The organism is Litchfieldia sinesaloumensis, assembly GCF_900156865.1.
Taxonomy (GTDB): Bacteria; Bacillota; Bacilli; order Bacillales; family Bacillaceae_L; genus Ferdinandcohnia; species Ferdinandcohnia sinesaloumensis.
The window spans coordinates 2,035,813-2,060,632 of the sequence record NZ_LT732529.1 but is presented as its reverse complement, the minus strand read 5'-3'; the positions used below and the strand labels follow the sequence as shown (position 1 = coordinate 2,060,632).

Sequence of the window (24,820 nt, the reverse complement as noted above, 5' to 3'; positions counted from 1 at the left end):
CAATACTCCGGCGAATTTTGTTGAAAAACGTAAATTTACAAAACATTTACATTCACTTCATACGAGATTAATAGAATACGATTATTCTAAGAATGTAAGACAAAGCAAAACAAACTCACTCTTAGGGGGAATTAAGGAATGAAACGCTTGAAGTTCTTAGGTTTAGCAATGATCACAATCACAATGCTTGTACTAGCTGCTTGTGGTAACGAAAGTAGTACAGGTGAAGGTGAAAAAGAAAACAAAAACGATAACGAAAACGCAAGTGCTGAATTAGAGGGCAGCGTTGTAATTGATGGTTCTGGAACAGTTTATCCTTTCATGGCCAAAATGGCTGAAAATTATATGTTAAACGAACAAGAAAATGTATCAGTAGAAGTTAGCCGCGCAGGAACAAGTGCTGGATTCAAGAAGTTCTTAGTTGAAGAAGGCGGAACAGATTTTAATGATGCATCTCGTCATATCAAAGACGAAGAAAAAGCAACTGCTGATGAGCTTGGTATTGAAGTTAAAGAACTAAAGGTTGCACTTGATGGATTAACATTTGTAGTACACCCTGACAATGATTGGGCAGAGGAATTAACTCAACAAGAAGTAATTGATATTTTCCTTGCAAGCACTGGTAAGACAAATTGGTCAGATGTTCGTGCAGATTTCCCGAATGAACCAATCAAAGCTTATGGACCTAACGAAAACCATGGTACGTATGAATTCTTCTGGGAAAACATTCTAGAGGAGCAAGACTTAAGAGAAGATGCTAATCTTCAACAAGAATACTCTGCTTTAGTAGATTTAATTTCTAAGGATGAAAATGCAATTGGATTCTTCGGATATGGTTATGCAGTTAACAACAAGGATAAAGTGAAGGTAGTTAAAATTGACTTCGGTAACGGACCTGTTGAACCAAATCTAGATACAATCAGTGAAGATGGAGACTATGCTCCATTCACAAGACCGGTATTTTCTTATCTAAATGTAAATATGGCAAAAGAAAAGCCACAAGTACTAGATTATGCAATCTACACAATGAAGAATGCAGCTGATGTAGCAGCAGAAACTGGATTCGCTCCACTTCCAGAAGATGAGTTAGAAAAAGTAGTAGGCGAATTAGAAGCTTTAAAATAATAGAGTTTTAAAATTGAAGGTGAGGTCGCTCCATGCATCTCATCTTCAATCTACCAAATAGATAAAAAATAAAACTATGGTCTCGATAAATGAAATAGATTGAAGGGAGTTTATCATGAAGGAAGGTTCTAAGGATTTAAATGTGCGTGAGCTGATTGCTCAGAATAAAAGCAGTAAAAGCATGAATACATTGATTGAAAAAGTCATTCCAAAAGGCTTGCTTTTAATTGCGGTTATCTCCATTTTAACAACAATTGGTATCGTCTTTACTCTTCTTTTTGAAACATTCGAGTTTTTTAAACGTGTACCATTTCTCGACTTTTTCACCGGTACCGTATTAAAACCCCTCGGTGATAATGCTGAGTTTGGGGTATTACCTCTATTAACAGGAACGATTATTTCATCGGCTATAGCAATGCTAGTCGCAATTCCTATAGGTTTGATGTCAGCTATTTATTTAAGTGAATATGCATCAGATCGAGTTAGAAGGATTTTAAAACCAATCCTTGAAATTCTAGCAGGAATTCCGACGATTGTTTATGGTTTCTTTGCTTTAACGTTCGTGACCCCTCTTTTACGATCAATCTTCCCTGGTCTAGAACCGACAAATATTCTTAGTCCAGGTATTGTAATGGGAATCATGATTATTCCAATGGTTGCATCTCTTTCAGAGGATGCGATGAGTTCAGTCCCGAATTCTATGAGAGAAGGGGCGCTTGGTCTTGGCTCAACAAAGCTTGAAGTGACCTGGAAAGTTGTTATTCCTGCAGCAATGTCTGGAATTATTGCTTCCTTTGTTCTAGGAATCTCTAGAGCAATCGGTGAAACAATGATCGTTACGATTGCAAGTGGAAGCTCAAAGAATTTTACATTTGATATTACCCAATCCATGCAAACAATGACTGCTTATATTGTTGAAGTTACGGGTGGAGATGCACCTGCTGGTTCGACCCTTTATTACAGCTTATATGCAGTAGCAATGACATTATTCGTCTTTACATTAATTATGAACATACTTGCTCAATATATTTCTCGCAAGTTTAAGGAGGAATATTAAAATGAAATATGTAAACACAGAACAAGTGCAAAAGAAACTAAATACGCGCTTATTTACGAATCAAATGGCAAAAAACATATTTTTTATCTCCATTATATTTAGTTTAGTTGTTTTGCTAGTACTCTTTTATCGAGTTATCTCTCAAAGTCTTGGTTGGATAGACATCCAATTTCTTACGAGTAAGCTTTCAACAGTAGCTGAGAATGCCGGCATTATGGGTGCCATTCTAGGAACCCTTTGGTTAATGCTTGTAGTGGCGCCAATCACATTATTCTTAGGTGTTGGAACAGCCATTTACCTTGAGGAATATGCAAAAAAAGGACGGCTTCAACGTTTTATTCAAACCAATATTTCAAACCTTGCGGGTGTTCCGTCAATTGTATTTGGAATTTTAGGGTTAACTGTTTTCGTTCGTGGGTTAGATTTAGGAAATATCGTTTTAGCAGGTGGACTTACAATGTCACTATTGGTTCTTCCGATTGTTGTAGTGGCGAGTCAGGAAGCAATTCGTGCAGTACCTGGTTACTTACGTGAAGCTTCGTACGGAATGGGAGCAACAAAATGGCAGACGATAAAGAATGTCGTAATGCCAGCATCGTTACCAGGGATACTAACAGGCGTTATCTTAGCGCTATCAAGGGCAATTGGAGAAACAGCTCCTCTTGTTGTGATTGGAATTCCAGCTTTATTGATTCCACTTCCAGATAGCATTTTTGACAAATTTACAGTACTACCGATGCAGATTTATTACTGGACACTTGATTCTGCACTAGTTGCCGAATATGCAAACCTAGCTGCAGCAACCATTGTAATCCTGTTACTGATATTATTTTTAATGAATTCAATCGCAATTATCATCCGAAATAAATTCCAAAGAAGATTTTAAACTGGAAAACGTCGGTAAGGCGATCTTAAAAAAGGAGAGGAATTCAACATGGCAATTCAAACAGCTTATAAAAATGAAAATATAGAGAATGCAGATAAAAAAATTGTATATGATACAAAGGACTTAAACCTCTGGTATGGTGAGGATCAAGCATTAAAAAATATTAATTTTCCAATCTATGAAAATGAAGTAACGGCAATCATTGGACCATCAGGGTGTGGGAAATCAACCTATATTAAAACATTAAACAGAATGGTTGAACTAGTTCCGATTGTCCGTATTTCAGGTGAGATTTTATATAGAGGGAAAAATATTTTTGACAAGTCATATAAAGAAGAAGAGCTTCGAACTCGAGTCGGAATGGTTTTCCAGAAGCCAAATCCGTTCCCAAAATCAATTTATGACAACATTGCTTATGGACCTCGTATCCATGGCATAAGAAGCAAAAAGGTATTAGATGAAATTGTGGAAAAAAGTTTACGAGGAGCCGCAATCTGGGATGAAGTAAAGGATCGCCTTCATGAGAATGCATATGGTCTTTCAGGTGGTCAGCAACAAAGAATCTGTATTGCGAGATGTCTTGCAATCGAACCAGATGTCATTTTAATGGATGAGCCAACCTCTGCACTTGACCCAATTTCAACATTGAAAATTGAAGAGCTTGTTCAAGAACTTAAGAAAGACTTTAGCATTATCATTGTTACACATAACATGCAGCAAGCAGCACGTATTTCGGACCGAACTGCTTTCTTCCTAAGTGGAGAGGTCATTGAATATGCAAAAACAGATAAAATGTTTTCAAATCCATCTGACAAGCGCACAGAAGACTACATCACTGGTCGTTTTGGATAATACAATAGTAGAGAGGAAGAGGAGCAAGTATGTCGGTACGTACGCATTTAGATAAAGACTTGGAACGCCTTAAAGAATTATTGATTGAAATGGTAAACCTTTCAAAAACAGCAGTTGAAAAATCAGTTCAATCACTTGCACATCAAAATACTGAATTGGCTAAACAAATCATTGAAGAAGACCAAAAGATTAACGAGCTTGAAGAACAAATCAACAACTTAATTATTCAATTAATTGCTCAACAACAACCAGTCGCATCTGACCTCCGTGCTATTATTGCAGGGTTAAAAATTTCAAACGATGTTGAGAGAATCGGTGATTTAGCCGTAAATATTGCAAAATCGATTCTGCATATTGGTGACGGTCCACTCATTAAGCCAATTGTGGATATTCCAAGAATGGCTGAAATGTCTATCGAGATGTTGAATAACGTAATCAAAGCCTATATTGAAAGAGATATTGAGCTTGCGATTCAGACTGCTAAGGACGATGATAAGGTAGATGCTCTATACGGAAAAATCGTTAAAGAACTACTTGAATTGATGCCAACCAAACCTGAATCAATCAATCAAATCACGCAATTATCTTTCATTTGCCGCCATTTTGAACGGATAGCTGACCATACAACAAATATGTCTGAGCATATCATTTATATGGTCAAAGGTAAAAATATTGATTTGAATGCCTAATGAAAGACTCAAGCCAAACAAGGCTTGAGTTTTTTATTTCACCGTCAAATAATAAACCAATCCATATACAATGGTGGATAGGATTATACCGATTGCGATTCCACGTAATAAATATTTATCCATCGATTAGCCCCATTTTCTTTGCCTGTTCAATAATGAGTCGTACTTCTTCAACTGGTAAGTTTGTTCTTTTCCCTATTTCTTCATAGCTAAAGTCTTGATCATATAGAGACAATATTGAGGAATTTGATAAGTCGAAGGCACTTGTTTTTGGAGGTCCCATATCATAATCGATATCATTTGTTAGAAGCTCTTCTTCAAGCACTTTTACTTTTTTCTTTATCAGATATGTCTCCTGTACAACAGAAAGGGAAAGTTGATCAATTTCTTCTTGCAATATTTTTACCCGATCCTTGCCATAAAAGGAGATGACAAGTAGAAGGACCGCGATAGCTAATAGGATGATTATTGCATATTCCATACCCTTCACTCCATTTCAATACTTATCATAACGTAACTTGATAGTACGGACAATATTGTACACCTGAGAATTTGTATTTTGGTATAGTATTCAAAATTATCTTTACCGAAAAAAGGACTGGAATTTTAAGAAGTTAAATGGTATGATAGGTAAGTCTGATTAAAGCTTTAATGTTTGGAGGGAAATAACATGCGTGTAAAAATCACTTTAGCTTGCACTGAAACTGGTGATCGTAATTATATTACAACTAAAAATAAGCGTAACAACCCTGACCGTCTTGAAGTTAAGAAATATAGCCCAAGACTTAAGAAAGTTACTCTACACCGCGAAACAAAGTAACAGTAGGAAAGCAATTTCCTGCTGTTTTTTTTATACCCTTATGTAAAATAATAGAAGGGGGGAGAACTCAATTAAGACCAAACGGGAATTGAGAAAAGAAATGAAAGAAACCTTACAATCATTTGATAAGGAAAGATTACATAGATGGTCTCAAGAAATTACGGAACAAATCCTTACCTTGCCTGAGTGGATGGATGCACATATGATTGGAATTACCATCTCAGGGGCATATGAGGTCAATACTACCTATTTAATTGAAAAAGCTTGGGAACTTGGTAAACGTGTCGCAGTGCCAAAATGTCACCCGAAGACAAAAACAATGACGTTTCGAGAAATAACTGCATTTTCTCAGTTAGAGGTTGTTTACTATGGCCTGCAAGAACCAATTGAGGCAGAAACAAGAGAAGTAATACATAACGAAATCGATTTATTATTTGTTCCAGGTTTAAGTTTTGTACCAAGCGGTTACAGACTTGGCCATGGTGGAGGGTATTATGATCGTTACTTAAGGGACTTTAAAGGAAATACACTATCGTTAGCATTTCCCATACAGTTAATTGCCCAGATGCCAATTGAACCGTTTGATATTCCTGTGCAAAAAATTGTGACAAATGAAAGGGTCATCCTAACCCATGATTGATTTATTAATTCAAGTAGTAGCTTCTGTCATTGTTGCTGTAGGAGGATATAAAACTAAATCCTTAACAAGTAGTGGGGCAATCGGAACGATAATTGTAGGATGTGCGGTAGCAATTGGTTTTGGATATCGTGGCTTACTGTTATTAGGCATCTTCTTTGTGAGCTCAAGTTTATGGAGTAAAATAAAGGCTGGAAATAAGGACAGTCTCAAAAATACAGTTGAAAAAGGAGAGCAACGAGACATTATCCAAGTCCTTGCCAACGGTGGTGTTGCAGCATTTGCAAGCGTCATGTTTGAATGGACGAATTCTTTATTTTGGCTGATTGTTTTTATTGCCTCAATCGCGGCTGCAAATGCTGATACGTGGGCATCAGAAATCGGAACACTTAGTAAGAAAAAGCCAATATTGTTAATGAAAATGAAGCGGGTGGACGCTGGAACATCAGGAGCAGTTTCCATGCTAGGAACGTTTGCAGGTTTCTCGGGCTCATTGCTCATCAGTTTTATTGCATTCCTAGTGTGGCCAGAACTTACCTATGGTCTATTTATAGGACTCACACTTATCGGATTCTGTGGTAATTTTATTGATACAGTTATGGGTGCAACAATTCAAGTAGTGTATCAATGCAATGTATGTGGAATTGAGACGGAAAAAAAGGCTCATTGTGGAAAGCGCACGTCATATTTAAAAGGGCTACGTCTATGCAACAATGATAGTGTTAATTTTTTGTCAATTCTGTTGGCGGCAATACTTGGGAGTTACTTCCTTTCGACTTAATGAGGATAAAACGAAAGTGAAAAACAAAAAGTATAGCTAGGAGGGATGATTATGTTAAGTTCATTAACCCGAATAGCTTTATTTATTGGTGGGATATATGCAATTTACAGGTACCGTTATCGCATTTTTAATCGCGTTTTCGGCAATCCTACAATTCGTCGTTTTGCCATTAGTACATCAATGAATATCCCATTTATTCGAAATAAAATGATGCAACAAGCCTTCCGATGATGAAAGAAACCTGTTGATGCCTTCAACAGGTTTTTCATTTTATTAAACAGAAATTTGGTAACTGGTATAGAAAAACGTTTATAATAAATGTATAAGCCCATTGGAACAGGGGGGATTAGGTGTTCAAACAAGATTATCTTTATTGGAAAATGATTCAGGGTCTCCAGGCGGAAGGTGGCTATCGAATTCTCCAATTATCAAAGACAAATAACGAAATTTGGTTGGAAACAACGCAGAAAAATAAGCCCAGGATTATACGCATCTTACGCCATGATTTGGATTGGGGAAATTGGATGCAGCGTGATATGGAATTAACCGCAAAACGTCTAGAGCAACTTAGAAAGCGACTATTTGCTCGTAAATTGGATGCTCTTAATATTTATATTACAACATATCCACCTGTTGATGATTGGAAATATCGGCTCGAACAACCATTGAAAGCTGGGGCAAAAGGCTTAACTACATTACATACCGTTTTAATTGAGTCAGAACAAATAGAGACAGGGATTCAAGAAGTATCAAATTTTGTACATACTGACATTGAACTGAATGATTCACTCTATATTGATCTAGAAACAATTGAAAACCTTAAGCGTGATGTTATTACGGTTGCTAATCAAAGGATATCAAGTGAAAAGCAGATACTTCAGAATGGTAAGCCATTTTTTACATATATCTTAATTGCGATTCAACTGATTATGTTTGCTTTTTTAGAATTTAATGGTGGAAGCACGAATACGGAGAACCTGGTGAAATACGGTGCAAAAGAAAACTTCCGGATTCTAAATGGTGAATGGTGGCGCTTTTTCTCGCCTATGATTTTACATATCGGCTTTCTTCATTTATTAATGAATACTTTCGCATTGTACTATTTGGGAACAGAGGTTGAACGCCTTTACGGTAAACTAAGGTTTTTAACAATCTATGTGTTTGCCGGATTCATAGGTAGCCTTGCAAGCTTTGTATTTAATGCAAATATTTCTGCAGGAGCTTCCGGAGCGATTTTTGGTTGTTTTGGAGCTTTGTTGTTTTTTGGTATTGCTTATCCGTCAATCTTCTTTCGAACAATGGGACCAAATGTAATTGGGATTATCATTATTAACCTAGTTCTCGGTTTTATGATTCCGGGAATTGATAATTCAGGGCATATTGGTGGATTAGTTGGAGGATTTTTAGCGGCAAGTGTTGTTCATTTACCAAAACGAAAAGAGTACGGGAAACGGTTAGGTGGCCTTGTTGTAACACTTGTGGCTGTCGGTGCACTTCTCTACACTGGATATGTCCTTCAACCCCATTCCGATAATCCGCGGTTTATCGTTCAAACGGCTCAAGAATTTATTGAATCGGATAAGGTACTTGAAGCATATGAGCTATTGAAAAGTGCAGAGGAGAAAGGTGTAGATGCACCAGAAGTATATTTTTATTTATCCTATGCAGAAATAAAGCTTGGGAAAACAGAAGATGCGAGGGAACATTTAGAAATCGTTACGAAAAGAGCGCCAGCTATTTCCGAAGCACATTATAATCTTGCGCTTGTCTATGTCCAATTGCAGGAGTTTGAAAATGCGAAAAAGGCTGCTGAACAGGCAATCGAGGCGGACCCAGACAATGAAAACTATCAAAAACTAATGGACGAAATAAACGCCATTGAAACGGATCCGATGTAAAAGTGTCTTTTTAAAAAGGCACTTTTTCTTTATTTTCCCTTAATAAGTATGTTTTACCAATTTTACGTCAAAGATGGATTAGTAGCCTTAACATACATATTCAAGCTACCTTTGCACGTGATTGGAGTGATTCTGATGGGAAATGAAAAAGAAAAGCCAATACATCCTGTCTCAACGAGTATAGAAGAAAATCGGAGTTATCTGAGAGAAGCGCTTGGTGTAGATAAGAGCTTTGATGTCATTCAACTTGATGTTGAATACATTGGAAAAGACATGTCTATGTATTTAATAGATGGCCTCATTAAAGACGATATTTTACATTTACTACAAAAGTTCCTCATCAAACAGGATGAAAGTATTTTTAAGGTAGATGCATTAGAAAAACTATTAAAAACCTATATTCCATACGTAGAGGTTGAAAGTGTAGACGACCTTGATAAGGTTGTAGATATGGTTCTAGCGGGTCCAACGGCTCTTGTCATAGACGGACTAGATAAGGTCATTTTAATTGATGCAAGAACCTATCCTGTTAGAGGACCGGAAGAGCCGGATACAGAACGAGTTGTACGCGGTTCAAGGGACGGTTTTGTTGAAACAATTGTTTTTAATACAGCTTTGACAAGACGAAGAGTAAGGGATAAATCCCTTCGAATGGAATATCTGCAGGTAGGTAGGCGTTCAAAAACAGATATTGTAGTTAGTTATATTGAAGATATCGCTGACCCGAATCATGTAAAAGAGGTAAAAGACGCCATATCGAAAATTGATACAGATGGTCTACCGATGGGGGAAAAGACAATAGAGGAATATATCTCTGGACGACATTATAACCCATACCCAGTTGTAAGATACACGGAAAGACCTGATACAGCAGCTGCGCATTTATATGAAGGCCATATTATAATCATGGTCGATGGTTCACCAAGTGTTCTTATCACACCGACAACATTTTGGCACCATATGCAGCATGCAGAGGAATATCGTAACAGCCCAGTGACAGGGTTATACCTACGTCTGGTTCGCTATATTGGTGTATGGGCATCATTGTTTTTGTTGCCGCTTTGGTATTTATTTGCTGTTCATCCTGATCTATTGCCAGAAAGTCTTAAATTTATCGGTCCAAATGATGATGGCAGATTACCATTGATTTTACAGTTCTTTCTCATTGAAATTGGAATTGATCTGTTGCGAATGGCAGCTATTCACACCCCGACCTCCCTTGCTACAGCGTTAGGTCTTGTAGCCGCCATGATGATCGGACAAGTAGCGGTTGAGGTTGGTTTATTCACCAACGAGGTTATTTTGTATTTAGCGATTGCGGCAATTGGTACCTTCTCAACACCGAGTTATGAAATGAGCCTAGCAAATCGCTTAGCACGACTATTTCTCTTATTAACAACGAGTATTTTTGGAGTTATAGGATTTGTTGGTGGGTTCACACTTTGGATTCTTTATTTAGCTCGAATGAAATCATTTGACGTACCATACTTATGGCCTTTTATTCCATTTTCTTTCAAAGGATTAAAGGATGTTTTATTCCGAGCACCAATTCCATTAAAGCGGAGTCGACCAAAGGTATTAAATCCACAGGATCCGGACAAATAATAAAAAACACAGGAGTTTTCGCATATAGGCGAAGACTCTTTTTACATTTTGATGAACAATACCCGAGAAAGACTTGCGTGATTGTCCATTTTTAAATAAGCTAGGGATATATCGTGAAATGTAGAAGGTGAAAATGTGAAAACAATCTATGATATTCAGCAATTTCTAAAAAAGTACGGTACCATTATTTATGTTGGTGACCGAGTTGCGGATCTACAATTAATGGAAACTGAAATACAAGAACTTTATAACTCACAGCTCATTGAAAAGATGGATTATCAAACCGCTTTATTCCTACTTCGCCAAGAAATCGTGTGGGAAACAGAAAAAAGAGCCAAAAAACAATAACAAAGGAATGGAATGTTTTTTATGGAAAACTTATTTATTGGAATCGATTTAGGGGGAACAACCGTCAAGCTTGCATTTATTACACAAGAAGGTGAAATTGTTAGCAAGTGGGAAATTCCAACTGATAAATCAGGAGAAAAAATTATACCAGACATTGCCGAAGCAATTGAGGTTAAAATGAACGAACTTAGTCTTTCAAAAAATCAATTTGCGGGAGTAGGGATGGGTGCACCAGGACCCGTTAATTCTGAGGAAGGTTATCTCTACAAAGCAACCAATTTAGGCTTGAAGGAAATGTATCCTTTAAAAGCAGAGCTTGAAGCAACGATTGGATTACCTGCAGTCGTTGAAAACGATGCAAACATCGCAGCTATTGGCGAGATGTGGAAAGGCGCTGGTGATGGCGCAAAGAACTTACTTTGTGTAACATTGGGCACTGGAGTAGGCGGAGGAATCATCTCTAATGGTGAAATTGTTCGCGGTGCTAATGGAGCAGGTGGAGAAATCGGACATATTACCTCCATACCTGAAGGTGGGGCTTTATGTGGTTGTGGAAAGACAGGTTGTATTGAAACAATCGCATCAGCTACAGGTATTGCTCGATTGGCAAAAGAGGCCCTTCAAGATCAAAACAAGCCAAGTCTCCTCCGTGACCAATTCGAAAAAATAGGAGAAGTGACCTCAAGGGATGTATTTGAGGCTGCGGACAAGGGTGATGAATTAGCCAAGGAGATAATTAACTTCATAACATTTCATCTAGGTTTAGCTATAAGTCATGTGGCAAACGGATTAAATCCTGAAAAAATCGTTGTTGGTGGTGGCGTCTCTAAAGCTGGTGAACAATTATTAATCCCCTTACGAAAACAATTTGAACGATTTACGTTTCCGAGAGCTGCTGAGGCTGCAGAATTCACCATTGCCACATTGGGAAATGATGCAGGTGTGATTGGTGCTGCGTACCTTGCGAAAACAACACTCCCTTAAGAGTTAAGGAATATTAAGATAAAGAAACAATTCTTAAAGTATAATTACAAATAGAAAAAAGAGATTTCATCTTGAAATCTCTTTTTTTACATTCTTGTTAGAATATTTAAAAGATTATTACTTTTATTAACTATGAAACTTTCTAGTCAACTAAACGTCTTATAAGTATATACATAAATGTACATCTATCTCAATCTATAAAATTTGGTTGTATAGATGATTGATTTTTAATAAAAAACGTATTAAGATTATGTTTAGGTTTTTGTGAATTTCTAAAAAATGGTATTTGAAAACATGGATTTTTTTCTCCGCCGTCTTGAATACAAGGAGGTATTTTGATGATTAAGTCATCAACCATATCCAAGTCAAAGTTCATCTTTGTAGCTGCAGTAATGCTTTGGATAAAAACATATATTGTATATAAAACTAGCTTTGATATTAAAATAGAAAACTTGATGCAAGAGTTTATTTTACTCATAAACCCATTAAGTTTCTTATTGTTGTTCTTTGGTATTTCTTTTTTTATGAAGCCGAAAAAGCGAAATAAGTTTATTATATTTGCTAGTTTACTATCTTCGTTTGTTTTATTTGCCAACGTTGTTTTCTATAGGTTCTTTAACGACTTTCTGACTCTTCCTGTTCTTTTCCAAACGAGTAATATGGGGGATTTAGGAACAAGTATCACTGGAAACCTAAAGATTACAGATCCACTATTGTTTATTGATGTGGTTATTCTAATCTTGCTAAATAAATATAAGCCGAGCTTTACGATTGCTGAAGTCATTACAAAGAAGGAAAGAAGATCATACTTCATCCTAGTCGCAGTCATTTTCTTCTTAAACTTAGGGTTAGCGGAAGCACAGCGACCACAGTTATTAACAAGAACATTCGACCGTGAAATGCTTGTAAAAAACATTGGAACCTACAATTATCAAATCTATGATATTGTGCTACAATCCAAGTCTTCAGCACAACGTGCGTTAGCTGATAGCAGTTCATTCATAGATATCGAAAACTATTTGAAAGCAAATCAGAAGGACCCTGGTGAGAATTTTGGAATTGCTGAAGGGAAAAACGTTGTCGTTATTTCAATGGAGTCACTTCAAAGTTTTGTAATAAACGAAACCATTGATGGAGAGGAAATCACCCCATTTTTAAATGAGTTTATTAAGGAAAGCTATTACTTTGATAATTTTTACCACCAAACAGGTCAAGGTAAAACATCTGACTCTGAATTTTTATTAGAAAATTCATTGTATCCATTAGGTCGTGGGGCAGTTTTTTTCACTCATGCATCTAATGAATATACGGCGACACCTGAAATTATCAAAGAACATGGTTACTATTCATCTGTACTTCATGCGAACAATAAGACGTTCTGGAACCGTGACATCATGTATGACTCCTTAGGGTACGATCAATTCTATGATATTGAAAGCTATGAAGTTACAGAAGAAAATTCAATTGGATGGGGCTTAAAGGACATTGATTTCTTTGAACAATCAATTGACTTATTAAAGTCTCAGCCACAACCATACTATTCGAAGTTTATTACGTTAACAAATCATTTCCCTTTTGAACTTGAAGAAGAGGACAAAATGGTAAATGAATATACTTCAAATTCAAGAACGTTGAACCGCTATTTCCCAACGGTTCGTTATATGGATGAGTCGATTAAACTCTTTTTTGATCGTCTAAAAGAAGAAGGAATGTATGAAAATACAATATTCGTCCTATACGGAGACCATTACGGTATCTCCGAGAATCATAATAAAGCAATGGCTCAATTCTTAGGGAAAGAAGAAATCACTCCCTTTGATTCGATTCAATTGCAAAGGGTACCTTTAATCATTCACATCCCTGGAGTAACAGATGTGAATCCGCAAGTGGTTTCTGATGTATCAGGGCAAATTGATTTAAAACCAACTATACTAAGTCTTTTAGGAATGGATTTAAAAAATGATGTGCATTTCGGTCATGATTTATTTTCTAAGGACCGATTGCCATTCACTGTTCTGCGGGATGGAAGCTTCATAACTGAAAAATATGTATTCACAAAAAATACCTGTTATGATCGTACAACTGGTGAAGAGACAGAGAGTAGTTTCTGTGAACCTTATATGGAGAAAGCAGGATTAGAACTAGATTATTCTGATGAAATAATCTATGGAGACCTTCTTCGTTTCTACAATGGAACATCCTATACTGAACCAATTCCTGAAGAATTTAAGGAATAATTATTGAAGCCTTAACCTATGCGGTTAGGGCTTTTACTTTTTCGCATGATGTACATCCCTTCATTCATAGGATGGTAGGAGAATGTTACAAGGAGGTTTTGTAGTGAAGGTAACAGTCCGTCCAGGAGACACGTTTTGGCACTATAGTCAGTTGTTTGCGATCCCTATGCATTTACTCATTGATTCCAATTTACATGTAAATAGCACGAATTTACAAGTTGGAACAGAAGTGAATATACCTGGGTTTACCTTAAATCAATATGAAGTAACTAATGGTGATACATTATGGAAGTTAGCAAGATCGCGCACACTTGTTACGGATGCCTTATTCTTGGTGAATCCGGGAATTGATGCAGCTAACCTCCAGGTGGGGCAAACAATTCTGCTCCCAGAGAGGATTGTGCAACCAATAGTGAACGGGAATCGTAAATACACATTTGCTGATATGATGGCGGATATTGCAAGCTTAAAAGCCATTTATCCGTTTTTACAAACTGGTTCTATAGGAAAAAGTGTTTTAGGAAAAGACCTACCAGAGATACGAATAGGCAGAGGAACCAAAAGAGTTCATTGGAATGGCTCTTTTCATGCAAATGAATGGATTACAACCAATGTCATCATGACATTTTTAAATGAGTATCTGCTTGCGCTCACTAATGCGACACCAATTAGAGGGTTTTATGTAGAACCGTTTTATTTTGAAGCGTTTCTCTCCATTGTCCCGATGGTAAATCCTGATGGAGTCGATTTGGTTTTGGAAGGACCACCTGAACAGGAACCATACAGACAAGAAGTCATTGATATTAATAATGGGAATCTTGACTTTAAGGATTGGAAAGCTAATATTCGTGGTATTGATTTAAATAATCAGTTTCCGGCCAACTGGGATATTGAAAAGAAGAGGAAGGAGCCAAAGGCACCAGCACCACGAGATTACCCTGGTGATGCACCATTAACTGAACCGGAAGTAACTGCGATTGAAGAACTAACAAGATCCTCTGATTTTGACCGAGTGTTAGCCTTCCATACACAAGGTGAAGTCATCTTTTGGGGATATGAGGGATTAGAGCCACCAGAGGCACAAATCCTTGTTAATGAATTCTCAAGGGTTAGCGGGTATAGAGCTGTTCGCTATGTAGATAGCCATGCAGGTTACAAGGACTGGTTTATCCAAGAGTTCAGACGACCGGGCTTCACATTCGAGTTAGGTGAAGGGGTTAATCCATTGCCTCTAACTCAATTTGATGAGATTTATCAAGAAACCTTAGGAGCATTTTTGGCCTCTTTGTATATGTGAAATCGCTGCCAACTATTTATGAGCCCGCCTGAAGATATCTGGGAGCAAATGCACGAAAAAACGTTTGATTAAGCACAGTTTTTTTGCTTGCTTTGAAACTTTTTAACGTGCATAATCGTATTATCTGTTAAGGGTAACAATAGGAATGAAACTACTCCGATTGTTCTTTGTTGAGTGTAAAGAGGTGATTATCGAGTTGATGAGGAAATTATTATTTTTATTCTTGTTTCTTATTCTACTAGCTGCTTGTAACTCTCATCAACCGTTTGATATAAGCGATGCTCCGAATAGTAGGCATAAGAATGTTACAAAAGGTCCTGTACCATCTGAATTCTTTGGAGATAGTCAGCAGGTGGTACCAATAGACCTCCGTGGAGAGCAATTTAACCGTGTTAGCGAATGGTTTGACGACGAAAGCATCTTATATGTTATTGATGAAGACTCAAGTTCTACAATATACAGATATCAGCTGTTTACTGGTGAAAAAGAAGTATTCTTAAAAATGCCCGATCCAGTACTGACCTTAGAAGCAAATGAAGACCATTCCCTGTTTTTATTACATACGGCAAATTCAGAGAATAAAGCAAAATTAACGGTAATCGACAAACAAGGAAATATAAAATTTGAGTGGGAAGTGAGTTCGTTTGATTTATTTTATAGTTGGAATCCCTACCATACGAATCAAATCTTCGTTACCTCGTTTTTAGAGGATTGGTCGTTTCAAACTCATCTACTTGATATTTCTACTCAAAAAACTACAAAATTTGAAGTATTTCAGCCATTCATTCAATGGGTTAACTCCAACACAATTTCGTATTTAAAATGGGACCAAAATGAGCTTGATTTCTTTGCACCTCTCTATTCATACCATCTAGATACAAAAACAGAGGCGCTTTTGTTTGAGAACATTATCTCATTTATGTCGTATAAAAATTTACTAGTTACTTACGAATTAATTCAAGACAAAGAACCATTTGCGAAAGTAGGATTTTATCATCCGGAGAAAAATCAAAAGCTACATGAATTTAAAATGCCGCTCTTAAGTGACTATTCGAAATGGTATATTCCATCGGCAAATTATGTTCCAGAACAAAAAAAGTTTTATTCCTTTAAACCCTATTCCACGGGTGCCTTTGATACGTATGGAGAGAAATTTGAGTTGATTTCCTTTGACGTGCGTACAGGGAAGGAAGAGATAATTCTAGAAAAAGTGGATGATCAACCACTAAATTTCTCACCAAATGGAATTCTATGTTTATACGGATTCCAATTTGAGAAAATCATTGACATGAGGACCAAAAGTATTACTGATTTAGTCATTTATTGAGGGGAATAGAAATAGTCATTTATTGAGGGGAATAGAAAAAGCCATCGGTGTACACCGATGGCTTTACATTTCATAATTAGTGAGCAGATGGGAAACCGTCTTTCAAAATTGTCATGATTGTAAACCAGCCAATTACTAAAAAGGTTCCTGTTGAGAAAAATAAGGCTAAAAGGTTCTTTTCACGTAAAGAACGAATGATACCAAATGCAGATAAAATTACTACTAATGAAAAGATAATCATTAGACCCATGTGACTTACCCCCTTGCATAATCAATGTACATGTAAAAGTGAGCCTCTACAATTTTATTCATTACTATTTTCCCCATAGTATGAAAAATTACAACATCGCAAATGTGTAATTACAAGAAGATGTTGCTCGAAAGGCCAAATTACTCTATATGTAATGAAATAGATAGATTCATTTTATATTCTAATCGTTTTATCCGTATTTGTCGAGGAGGAAAAAGTGACACTTTCAAGGCAAATACAATTAATTGTGAAGAGTCGGGTAAATTAACATTTTACACAAGTTTTTAAAGGATAACTGAACTGGAATACTTTTCTCAGATTATCTTGAAAGCGCCTAACAGAAAAGACGCGCAGCTAATTGAGACGCGAATAGAAGTTGCCTTCATGAGCGTACGAGAGTAGCAAGCAACGAAGTATGCGATCGTTTGTCAACAGTCTGAGTTGCTTTAAGCTTTTTCGTCTGTCTAGTATGGTGTACAATGTATGGTAGATTATGATAAGAGCGGAGGGGAAATTTATGAAATGGCAAAGGATTCCGTTAGGTCCTTTACAAACAAACGCATACATACTATCTAAATCAAACAAGGAATGTGTTATTTTTGATCCAGGCGGTGATGGAGCCCGTTTACAGACTGTTTTACGGCAGCAAGGACTTACACCAATGGGGATACTGTTAACACACGCCCATTTTGACCATATTGGTGCTGTAGATGATGTACTTGCTCATTGGGATGTGCCAGTGTTTATTCATGAAAAAGAGAAAAATTGGCTGAAAGATCCTGCTCTTAATGGATCAGGTTATTTTATACCAGGGCAAGAAATCGTATCAAAAGCAAACGTGACAATCCTTCCGAAAGAAGGAGCGTTTTCTGTAGTGGGGTTTTCATTTGACCTCTTTTACACACCAGGACATTCGCCAGGAAGTGTATCATACTATTGCAAAGAACTTGGGGTTGTCTTTTCTGGAGATGCCTTATTCCAAGGAAGCATTGGACGAACAGACCTACCTGGTGGAAGTCACGAGCGCTTACTAAGTAGTATTCATGAAAAACTGCTATCATTACCAGAAGATACAATCGTGTTATCCGGCCATGGACCTGAAACAACCATTGAAGCTGAGATGGATACAAATCCTTTCCTAAACGGTTTTTAATTACCCACAAGAAAAGGCCTGACTCATAAGAGCCGGGCCTTTTCTGGGGGATGTTTTGCACTAGGATTCTGTCCTAATGCATACTTATATATCCGTATAATGGGAGGGATATTGTAAGCTACTAAATTTACAATATTATAATATAAACACTGTGTCAATGGTGAAAATTAGTAAAAGGTGAGCATATGCTAAACATACTAAAAGAGGTCATAAAAGCAACGCCAAACAATCAAATTACATATGAACAATATATGAATACCGTCCTCTATCATCAAGAGAAAGGCTATTACATGAGGGACGAAGAAAAGATAGGAAAAAAAGGAGATTTCATCACCAGCAGCAATATCTCCACCACCTTCGGAAAACTATTTGCAACCCTTTTTCATAAGCTTATCACACATGAAAAGATGGCTCCCTTTATCTGTGAAATAGGTGGAGGAAATGGTAGATTTGCAAAAGCGGTTCTAGACGAGTTAGAGACTACCTATCATGATACATATCAACAGGTAACGTATCTTATCATTGAAACAAGTCCATACCACCAGCGCAAACAGCAGGAGCTACTTCCAATAGGAAATAAAGTGGTACAGTATCATAGTCTGGAAGAGGTAAAGCGAGATTATCCAGTCTTTGACGGCATTGTTTTTTCAAATGAATTGTTTGATGCATTTCCAGTACGAGTAATTGAAAAAAGGGAAAATTCAATTCAAGAAGTGAACATTACGTTAACCCCTGAGGGGAAACTCACTGAATGTCTTGCTCCATTAACTGACGACCGAATACTTCACTATTTAAACGCTTATAAAATTGAGCTTGTAAATGGACAACGTTTTGAAGTACCGCTTCAAATGCTTTTGTATCTTGAGAAACTAAGCGCTTTTCTTGGGAATGCTGTTATTTTTACAGTGGATTATGGATATACAAATGCTGAATGGAAAGAATCCGTTCGAAGGAACGGGAGTCTACGAGGGTATTATAAGCATCAATTAATTGAGAACCCACTCGAACATCCTGGTGAAATGGACCTCACAACCCATATACAGTTTGATACACTTATTTCATTGGGGTCAAAGTTAGGGCTTGAATTCGTGAAAAAGTGGAGGCAGGATGAATTTCTGCTAGCAGCGGGTATACTTACTTTTTTAGAAGAGAATTATGATCCTAATCCTTTTTCAGAGACCAGTAAGCAAAACCGAGCGATTCGTTCTCTCATTACGGATGGTGGTATGAGTTTGGCATTTCATGTGGTAGTTCAGCAAAAGAATAGAACTATCGATTGGGATCTTATTTTTCAACACAAATAAAAAAAGCGATGTTTCCATCGCTTTTTTTAGTGACCTACACCCATTGGCATCATAAATGTGGTGTAATAAGAGAAGGCACAGAAGAATACTGTTAAATATGCGCCAAACACGTAAATGTACATTCTTTCAGACAATTTTAAATAGCTTAAAAGGACGAAAAATCCGGTTTGAGCAAAGAAAATTAGTGCTAGAACGTCCATACCACCCACGTAGAACATTACTGAAAAAATACCTGTCCAAAAACCTAAAACTCGGTACATACGATCCATATGTATAATTTCCCCCCTTAATCATGATAACATCACTTTTATTATTATAATGTAACGATTACATAAAAGTAAACCTTACTTTGCGACAATTGCGTGATAACTGCAAGTACTACATCCTAAAATGATGTTTTCTGACTCTTCTAACACGACATCGTCGAATAATAGATTAAACATACCTCTTAGGAAGGCATGATGCATGCCACAGACAGCTTCAAAGTTCTCTTGCGCAATCTCTTTAAAAGGACAATTGTTGATTTTTAAAAAGATTTTAGTCTTATCTTTATTATGGTCTAATTCTGGATAAAAACCCGCAACTGTGGATGCCTTTTTTAAAATATCGAGCTTTTGATCAAAAGTTAATTCATGGATTGATACAGGAATTTGGTGATTTACCAATTCTTCACCAAACCGTCTACCGGTTAATTCGAGGGCTTGTTTCCCAACGTCACCAAGAGACGCCATTGTTTCAATAGCTATTTTAGAAAGCAACTGGTAATCACGATACGGAAAATTGATTTGAATGTGGTCATTTGAAAGTCGATATAGACGACTAGGTCTTCCGCCTTTTCCCGTTTTCTTTGCTTCAGAGACAAGCATATTTACGTCTTCAAGTTTTGTTAAATGAAGTCGTGCGACATTAGGGTGAATTTCAAATTCTTCGGCAATTTCTTGTACTGTGACATCTTCATTTCGTTTAATAATATATTGATAAATATAATAACGTGTTGGATCTGCTAAAACATTCGTTATTTTTAATGTTTGTTCCACCGTCATCTCTCCCCGGCCCAATTGATACTTCAATTATAGTACACATAAATACCATCAATATGTGATATTTATCACTTGTAGGGAATTGTTCACAAATAAGCTAAAGGTTTTTAAAATAAACTGTCATACAAGTCAAAACAGCTTCATATAATGTATTGATTCCTCCTAAAGATAAAATTCTTGCTAAAAATACAACCCTAATGGCAGGGGTTGTATTTTTCATTGTTCAAAAAATGTTCACAAAATAATTTCTCAAAAAAAGAGGGATTTGTAGATATTTGTTGAAATATGTTACCTGCAAGAGAAAAAAATATTAATGAGAGTTCAAAAAGGAGGATGAAGAGGACCAAGAAGTTCAAGGCGGCACAGCTTCGAGTACCGGAGCGTATGTAGTTAATACGTGAGGAACGGAGAAGCAAGCCAACGTAGAAATTCGAAGTGTCATATTCACCGCACTTTTTGAACTTCATCAAAAGAGGAGTGAAGTGTTTGAGTGAAATTGAGCAACTAGGCGATCAACTAGTTGAAGATGCTTGGTCAATGAACGCATCAGATATTCATTTTGTTCCGAAAATCAATGATGCCCTCGTTCAATACCGGCTCGACAGTGATTTGTTCAATAAGCAAACAATCCCAAAGGATGTCTGTGAACGATTAATATCCCATTATAAATTCCTGGCTGGAATGGATATTGGAGAAAGGAGAAGACCCCAGAACGGTGCCATTTCATTAATTCTAAAAGGTATCACCATCAACCTTCGATTATCTACATTACCTACACCCTACAACGAAAGTCTAGTCATACGTATCCTTCCCGAAACACCAACCTATTCTCTTGCAAATCTATCGCTTTTCCCGACTATGACAACGAAATTACTATCACTATTAAAGCATTCACATGGTTTGATTATTTTTACGGGTCCAACTGGATCGGGCAAAACAACAACCCTGTATTCTTTGTTGCATGCAACCAAAAAGCTATTCAATCGAAATATCATTACACTAGAAGATCCAATTGAAAAAAGAAGTGAAGAAGTTTTACAGGTTCAGGTAAACGAAAAAGCTGGTATTACCTACGCACATGGATTAAAAGCTATCCTTCGTCATGATCCCGATATCATTATGGTGGGTGAAATACGGGATTCAGAAACCGCGAAAATCGCAGTACGAGCAGCTCTCACGGGCCATTTAGTTCTCACAACTATGCACACACGAGATACAAAGGGGGCGATTTATCGGCTGTTAGAATTCGATGTTTCCTTACAAGAAATTGAACAAACATTAATTGCTGTTGCAGCCCAAAGGCTTGTCGATCTTACATGTCCGTACTGTGAAGGAAAGTGTTCACCGCTCTGTAAAAAATATCGAAAGGTAAGAAGGGTCGGTGTGTATGAACTTTTAAATGGACATGCCTTAACGGAGGTCATGAAGGAAGCAAGAGGGGACAAAGCTGACTATCGCTATGAAAAATTGAGAGATGTCATCAAGAAAGGAATTGCCCTTGGTTATCTATACCCTGATGCAATGGAAAGATGGGTTATCAATGATGACAAGGAAACGAAGTGAAAACTGGACGTTAAAAGAACAATCCGTATATCTAAGCCGAATTGGTAACCTACTTGATCAAGGCTATTCTTTCGAACAAGCATCTCAATTCTTATTGTTTCAATTACCGAAAAAGCATAGTCGTGATATTGAATCAATCATCGAAAGTTGTAGGCAAGGTGAATCTTTATATACCTCCTTTAGCCAGGTGGGGTTTCACAAGGATATCCTTGGATATATTTATTTTGCCGAACAGCATGGAGATATTTCATTTGCGCTTCGTGAAGGAAGTGCGATGCTTCAAAAAAAGCTAACCCATCTCGAAAAAGGAAAAAAATTAATTCGCTATCCGCTCGCTCTATTGGTATTTGTCGGTTTCATGTTTACGATGATTGAAAAAATTCTCTTGCCACAATTTGAAAGTTTATTTATGTCAATGAGTTATGAACAAACTCTACTATCTAAGGTGTTATTAAGGCTCCCAGAACTAAACCGATTTTTCCTCCTCATCGTCGGTTTACTAATCGTTATTAGCCTCGCATATTATTTTCTTTATTTTCAGAAACGTACTCCAGTTGAAAAAATGAAACTATTAGTAAAGATTCCCATCTTGAAAAGTGTAACCATCATGTTTAATTCCCATTTCTTTTCTGTACAGCTAAGTAATTTGTTAAAAGGTGGTTTATCCATATTTCAAGCGTTAACCATGTTTGAACAGCAACTGCATTCGCCTTTTTTTCGAGAGGAAGCGAAAGAAATGAAACAGCTTCTACGTGAAGGAAACCGCTTGGATGAAATTTTAAGATTGCGAGACTTTTATGAGGCAGATTTGGCGATGATCATTTCACATGGTCAATCGAACGGTAATCTACCTAGTGAACTCCAGCATTATAGTCAGTATGTCATGGAAAAAGCCGAAGAAAAAGTAACGAGATTACTTACAATTGTGCAACCTATTCTTTTTGCGTTCGTGGGGATCATCATTATGCTGATGTACGGTGCAATTATGGTGCCGATGTTTCAACTATTAAACGGAATATAGAAAGGGTGATGTAAATGAATTTGAAAAATCAAAACGGGTTTACTCTGGTCGAAATGCTAATTGTACTGTTAGTCGTTTCTATCTTACTATTGGTCACAATACCAAATGTGACGAAGCATAATAGTGTAATAAAGAACAAGGGCTGTGATGCTCTTGTAAAAATGGTTGAGGCACAGGTGCAGGCTTATGAGTTGGAGAAGGGTAGTCCTCCAACGACAGAAAACATAGCAACCAACGAGTATTTTAAAGAGGGGAAAATACCTGCTTGCCCGAATGGTGATACAATCACAATTACAAATGGAGTTGTATCAGTTGTTGATCCGTCCAGTTGATGATAAAGGTTTCACTTTAATCGAGGCTCTTCTTGTCCTCTCCATCGTCATCATTGTTTCCTCAGTAAGTCTTCTCCAGCTTAGACCACTACACGAATCGAAAAAAATGGATCAATTTCTAGAGCAACTACAAAACGATATTTTTTATAGCCAACAATATTCGATAAGTCATAATGAACGAACAAAGATTTACTTTGACGTGAATGGGTCCTTTTATCGACTAAATAAGGGGACGGTCAATGAAGGAGTTTTTATAAGAAGAGTTGATCCGGCGATACAAATCCAACTTACAACATTAGGATCCACCTTGTCTTTTACGAGTAATGGAAATGTATATCGGGCTGGGGAGATTCGGTTCAAATACCGAGATACCACCTATGTTGTCACGTTTTTACTTGGAAAGGGTAGATTTTATGTTACTAAGAGATAAGCGGGGATTTACGTTGGTGGAGATGCTCTTATCAGTATCCATTTGGCTGATGCTTTGTGCGACATTACTACCTCAATTAATGATCCTTGTTACAGAACGAAAGAACACAGACATCTTGAATATGGGAAATCAATTATTAGCTGAGGAGCTACAGAAGGGATTTAATGGAGAGCCTTCACAAGCAACAACAGAGGTTATAGACGGCGTTACCTATCAATTTTTCAAATCATATAATGTGATGCTGGATAAATGGGAGCTTTGTGTAGCATGGGAAGACAAGCTTTCGAAGAGGTATGAAAGATGTGGGTATAGTAATGAATAAGAGTGAGAGGGGCTTTACATTTGTAGAAATGTTAATCACTTTTTCAATACTTTTGGTCATTCTTTCATTTATTACACCATTCCTTAGTGTAGTATTTCGTGAGAACAGTGAACAATTCAACAAATTAGAGTGGCAAATATTAGTTCAGCAAATGAAAATGGAAATCCGCGAGGCAAGGGACATTACCATTTCCAATAATAACTCCGTTTCTTTTTATAACATTGCAGGTGATAGCGTAAGTTTTGAGAAGTATAACAATCAAATAAGACGAAGAGTCAATCGTAAAGGGCATGAAGTACTGCTTCAACAAATTACGGACGTGAAATTTGAACCAAAACCAAATGGCTTTCTGATTTCAGTCCTAACTGTTGATGGAAAAAACTATCAAGCCATTATTACGGCATTTACACCAGTGGAGGTAAGTTAATGATAATAAAAAATGAACAAGGGTTTATCCTTCCGGTTACGATTGCTATTTCCTTTTTATTTTTTCTCGTATTTACCTTCCAAGTGAATGCCTATATGACGGAAAAGGCTTTTGCAAAAGAAACAGAGGAAATCTATAAGTTGGAGAATTTAATGCAGCTTGGCATTGCCGATGTAAAAATGAAGTTGCAGGATGTAGTTGAGAGTGTAGAGTCATCAGGAAGCATTACTTATCCAGCTGGTACGATTTTGTACACGATAACTCCTCAAAACCAGGTATCTTCGCAAATAATTATTTCTTGCACAACTAAAGAATTACGTAAATATAGTTTGCGATTTAATTATCATTATGAAACAAAAGAGATCACTAATTTAATCGAATTACGCTAAGACAAACTTTCATGTTTTTGTTATAATTTAGAAAACGTGAGGTTCG

The 24,820-nt window shown here is 36.9% G+C and carries 29 protein-coding genes; 25 read left to right on the top strand and 4 right to left on the bottom strand.

The features are described from left to right. The first annotated feature begins 138 nt into the window (after nt 1-138). The 5 genes from CZ490_RS10295 to phoU all read left to right on the top strand — a co-directional run bounded on the left by CZ490_RS10295 (nt 139) and on the right by phoU (nt 4,609). Nucleotides 139-1,125 carry a PstS family phosphate ABC transporter substrate-binding protein gene (locus tag CZ490_RS10295; RefSeq protein WP_077618815.1) on the top strand — a complete coding sequence of 329 codons (987 nt, stop codon included), beginning with the start codon at nt 139-141 and terminating at the stop codon, nt 1,123-1,125. Between the two features lie 115 nt (nt 1,126-1,240). Continuing rightward, nucleotides 1,241-2,182, top strand: a complete 942-nt coding sequence (gene pstC, locus CZ490_RS10290) for a phosphate ABC transporter permease subunit PstC (protein ID WP_077618814.1) — start codon at nt 1,241-1,243, stop codon at nt 2,180-2,182. A 1-nt stretch (nt 2,183) separates the two neighbouring features. Next, nucleotides 2,184-3,068: a phosphate ABC transporter permease PstA gene (gene pstA, locus CZ490_RS10285; RefSeq protein WP_077618813.1), complete on the top strand. Its 885-nt coding sequence runs from the start codon at nt 2,184-2,186 to the stop codon at nt 3,066-3,068. A 48-nt stretch (nt 3,069-3,116) separates the two neighbouring features. After that, nucleotides 3,117-3,920, top strand: a complete 804-nt coding sequence (pstB, locus tag CZ490_RS10280) for a phosphate ABC transporter ATP-binding protein PstB (protein ID WP_077618812.1) — start codon at nt 3,117-3,119, stop codon at nt 3,918-3,920. A 29-nt stretch (nt 3,921-3,949) separates the two neighbouring features. Further along, complete coding sequence (phoU, locus tag CZ490_RS10275; RefSeq protein WP_077618811.1) at nt 3,950-4,609, top strand: phosphate signaling complex protein PhoU; 660 nt, start codon at nt 3,950-3,952, stop codon at nt 4,607-4,609. A gap of 115 nt (nt 4,610-4,724) precedes the next feature. On the opposite strand, the gene CZ490_RS10270 is transcribed toward phoU, so the two are convergent. Then, entirely contained in the window at nt 4,725-5,090 is a 366-nt protein-coding gene (locus CZ490_RS10270) for a hypothetical protein (protein ID WP_077618810.1), read from the bottom strand. Between the two features lie 189 nt (nt 5,091-5,279). On the opposite strand from CZ490_RS10270, the gene rpmG reads away from it, so the two are divergent. From rpmG to CZ490_RS10215, 11 genes are all read left to right on the top strand, one after another. Further along, nucleotides 5,280-5,429, top strand: a complete 150-nt coding sequence (gene rpmG / locus CZ490_RS10265) for a 50S ribosomal protein L33 (RefSeq protein ID WP_057998762.1) — start codon at nt 5,280-5,282, stop codon at nt 5,427-5,429. A gap of 88 nt (nt 5,430-5,517) precedes the next feature. Next, a complete protein-coding gene (locus CZ490_RS10260; protein ID WP_268762075.1) occupies nt 5,518-6,069 on the top strand; it encodes a 5-formyltetrahydrofolate cyclo-ligase in 552 nt (183 codons plus the stop codon). Beyond that, complete coding sequence (locus CZ490_RS10255) at nt 6,062-6,847, top strand: DUF92 domain-containing protein (protein ID WP_077618808.1); 786 nt, start codon at nt 6,062-6,064, stop codon at nt 6,845-6,847. Before CZ490_RS10260 ends, CZ490_RS10255 begins: the two co-directional genes overlap by 8 nt. A 51-nt stretch (nt 6,848-6,898) precedes the next feature. Beyond that, nucleotides 6,899-7,078 (top strand): hypothetical protein, encoded by a 180-nt coding sequence (locus CZ490_RS10250; RefSeq protein ID WP_077618807.1) that lies wholly within the window; start codon nt 6,899-6,901, stop codon nt 7,076-7,078. 119 nt (nt 7,079-7,197) lie between these two features. Further along, nucleotides 7,198-8,745 carry a rhomboid family protein gene (locus CZ490_RS10245; RefSeq protein ID WP_077618806.1) on the top strand — a complete coding sequence of 516 codons (1,548 nt, stop codon included), beginning with the start codon at nt 7,198-7,200 and terminating at the stop codon, nt 8,743-8,745. Between the two features lie 135 nt (nt 8,746-8,880). Then, nucleotides 8,881-10,350, top strand: a complete 1,470-nt coding sequence (locus tag CZ490_RS10240) for a spore germination protein (RefSeq protein ID WP_077618805.1) — start codon at nt 8,881-8,883, stop codon at nt 10,348-10,350. Nucleotides 10,351-10,485: 135 nt separating this feature from the next. Then, the gene (locus CZ490_RS10235) at nt 10,486-10,698 is read left to right on the top strand and encodes a YqgQ family protein (RefSeq protein ID WP_077618804.1); all 213 of its coding nucleotides are present in this window, start codon (nt 10,486-10,488) and stop codon (nt 10,696-10,698) included. 21 nt (nt 10,699-10,719) lie between these two features. Further along, the gene (locus tag CZ490_RS10230) at nt 10,720-11,682 is read left to right on the top strand and encodes an ROK family glucokinase (RefSeq protein WP_077618803.1); all 963 of its coding nucleotides are present in this window, start codon (nt 10,720-10,722) and stop codon (nt 11,680-11,682) included. A 338-nt stretch (nt 11,683-12,020) separates the two neighbouring features. Next, nucleotides 12,021-13,919, top strand: coding sequence for an LTA synthase family protein (locus CZ490_RS10225; RefSeq protein WP_077618802.1), 1,899 nt, complete (start codon nt 12,021-12,023; stop codon nt 13,917-13,919). 103 nt (nt 13,920-14,022) lie between these two features. Further along, entirely contained in the window at nt 14,023-15,216 is a 1,194-nt protein-coding gene (locus CZ490_RS10220) for a M14 family metallopeptidase (protein ID WP_077621024.1), read from the top strand. Between the two features lie 199 nt (nt 15,217-15,415). After that, complete coding sequence (locus tag CZ490_RS10215; RefSeq protein ID WP_142255367.1) at nt 15,416-16,543, top strand: YqgU-like beta propeller domain-containing protein; 1,128 nt, start codon at nt 15,416-15,418, stop codon at nt 16,541-16,543. Between the two features lie 76 nt (nt 16,544-16,619). On the opposite strand, the gene CZ490_RS10210 is transcribed toward CZ490_RS10215, so the two are convergent. Further along, nucleotides 16,620-16,793, bottom strand: a complete 174-nt coding sequence (locus tag CZ490_RS10210; protein ID WP_077618800.1) for a DUF2759 domain-containing protein — start codon at nt 16,791-16,793, stop codon at nt 16,620-16,622. Nucleotides 16,794-17,310: 517 nt separating this feature from the next. Between CZ490_RS10210 and CZ490_RS10205 the strand changes: the two genes are divergently transcribed. Both CZ490_RS10205 and CZ490_RS10200 read left to right on the top strand, forming a co-directional pair. Next, nucleotides 17,311-17,946, top strand: a complete 636-nt coding sequence (locus CZ490_RS10205; RefSeq protein ID WP_077618799.1) for an MBL fold metallo-hydrolase — start codon at nt 17,311-17,313, stop codon at nt 17,944-17,946. 185 nt (nt 17,947-18,131) lie between these two features. Next, nucleotides 18,132-19,250, top strand: coding sequence for a class I SAM-dependent methyltransferase (locus CZ490_RS10200; protein ID WP_077618798.1), 1,119 nt, complete (start codon nt 18,132-18,134; stop codon nt 19,248-19,250). 26 nt (nt 19,251-19,276) lie between these two features. On the opposite strand, the gene CZ490_RS10195 is transcribed toward CZ490_RS10200, so the two are convergent. Both CZ490_RS10195 and CZ490_RS10190 read right to left on the bottom strand, forming a co-directional pair. Then, complete coding sequence (locus CZ490_RS10195; protein WP_077618797.1) at nt 19,277-19,519, bottom strand: DUF2626 domain-containing protein; 243 nt, start codon at nt 19,517-19,519, stop codon at nt 19,277-19,279. Nucleotides 19,520-19,594: 75 nt separating this feature from the next. Further along, on the bottom strand, nt 19,595-20,287 hold the full coding sequence (locus CZ490_RS10190; protein WP_077618796.1) for a helix-turn-helix transcriptional regulator: 693 nt from the start codon (nt 20,285-20,287) through the stop codon (nt 19,595-19,597). A 489-nt stretch (nt 20,288-20,776) separates the two neighbouring features. On the opposite strand from CZ490_RS10190, the gene comGA reads away from it, so the two are divergent. The 7 genes from comGA to comGG are packed head-to-tail and all read left to right on the top strand — an operon-like array spanning nt 20,777 to nt 24,774. Then, on the top strand, nt 20,777-21,853 hold the full coding sequence (comGA, locus tag CZ490_RS10185; RefSeq protein ID WP_077618795.1) for a competence type IV pilus ATPase ComGA: 1,077 nt from the start codon (nt 20,777-20,779) through the stop codon (nt 21,851-21,853). Further along, the gene (comGB, locus tag CZ490_RS10180; RefSeq protein WP_234987216.1) at nt 21,834-22,874 is read left to right on the top strand and encodes a competence type IV pilus assembly protein ComGB; all 1,041 of its coding nucleotides are present in this window, start codon (nt 21,834-21,836) and stop codon (nt 22,872-22,874) included. The genes comGA and comGB overlap by 20 nt, the downstream gene beginning before the upstream one ends. Nucleotides 22,875-22,888: 14 nt before the next feature. Next, the gene (comGC, locus tag CZ490_RS10175; protein ID WP_200801571.1) at nt 22,889-23,206 is read left to right on the top strand and encodes a competence type IV pilus major pilin ComGC; all 318 of its coding nucleotides are present in this window, start codon (nt 22,889-22,891) and stop codon (nt 23,204-23,206) included. Beyond that, nucleotides 23,148-23,636, top strand: a complete 489-nt coding sequence (gene comGD, locus CZ490_RS10170) for a competence type IV pilus minor pilin ComGD (protein ID WP_077618793.1) — start codon at nt 23,148-23,150, stop codon at nt 23,634-23,636. Before comGC ends, comGD begins: the two co-directional genes overlap by 59 nt. Continuing rightward, nucleotides 23,620-23,958 (top strand): type II secretion system protein, encoded by a 339-nt coding sequence (locus CZ490_RS10165; RefSeq protein WP_084795407.1) that lies wholly within the window; start codon nt 23,620-23,622, stop codon nt 23,956-23,958. The genes comGD and CZ490_RS10165 overlap by 17 nt, the downstream gene beginning before the upstream one ends. Beyond that, nucleotides 23,951-24,385: a competence type IV pilus minor pilin ComGF gene (gene comGF, locus CZ490_RS10160; RefSeq protein WP_159439939.1), complete on the top strand. Its 435-nt coding sequence runs from the start codon at nt 23,951-23,953 to the stop codon at nt 24,383-24,385. The genes CZ490_RS10165 and comGF overlap by 8 nt, the downstream gene beginning before the upstream one ends. Further along, the gene (gene comGG, locus CZ490_RS10155) at nt 24,385-24,774 is read left to right on the top strand and encodes a competence type IV pilus minor pilin ComGG (RefSeq protein ID WP_077618790.1); all 390 of its coding nucleotides are present in this window, start codon (nt 24,385-24,387) and stop codon (nt 24,772-24,774) included. The genes comGF and comGG overlap by 1 nt, the downstream gene beginning before the upstream one ends. Nucleotides 24,775-24,820: the final 46 nt, after the last annotated feature.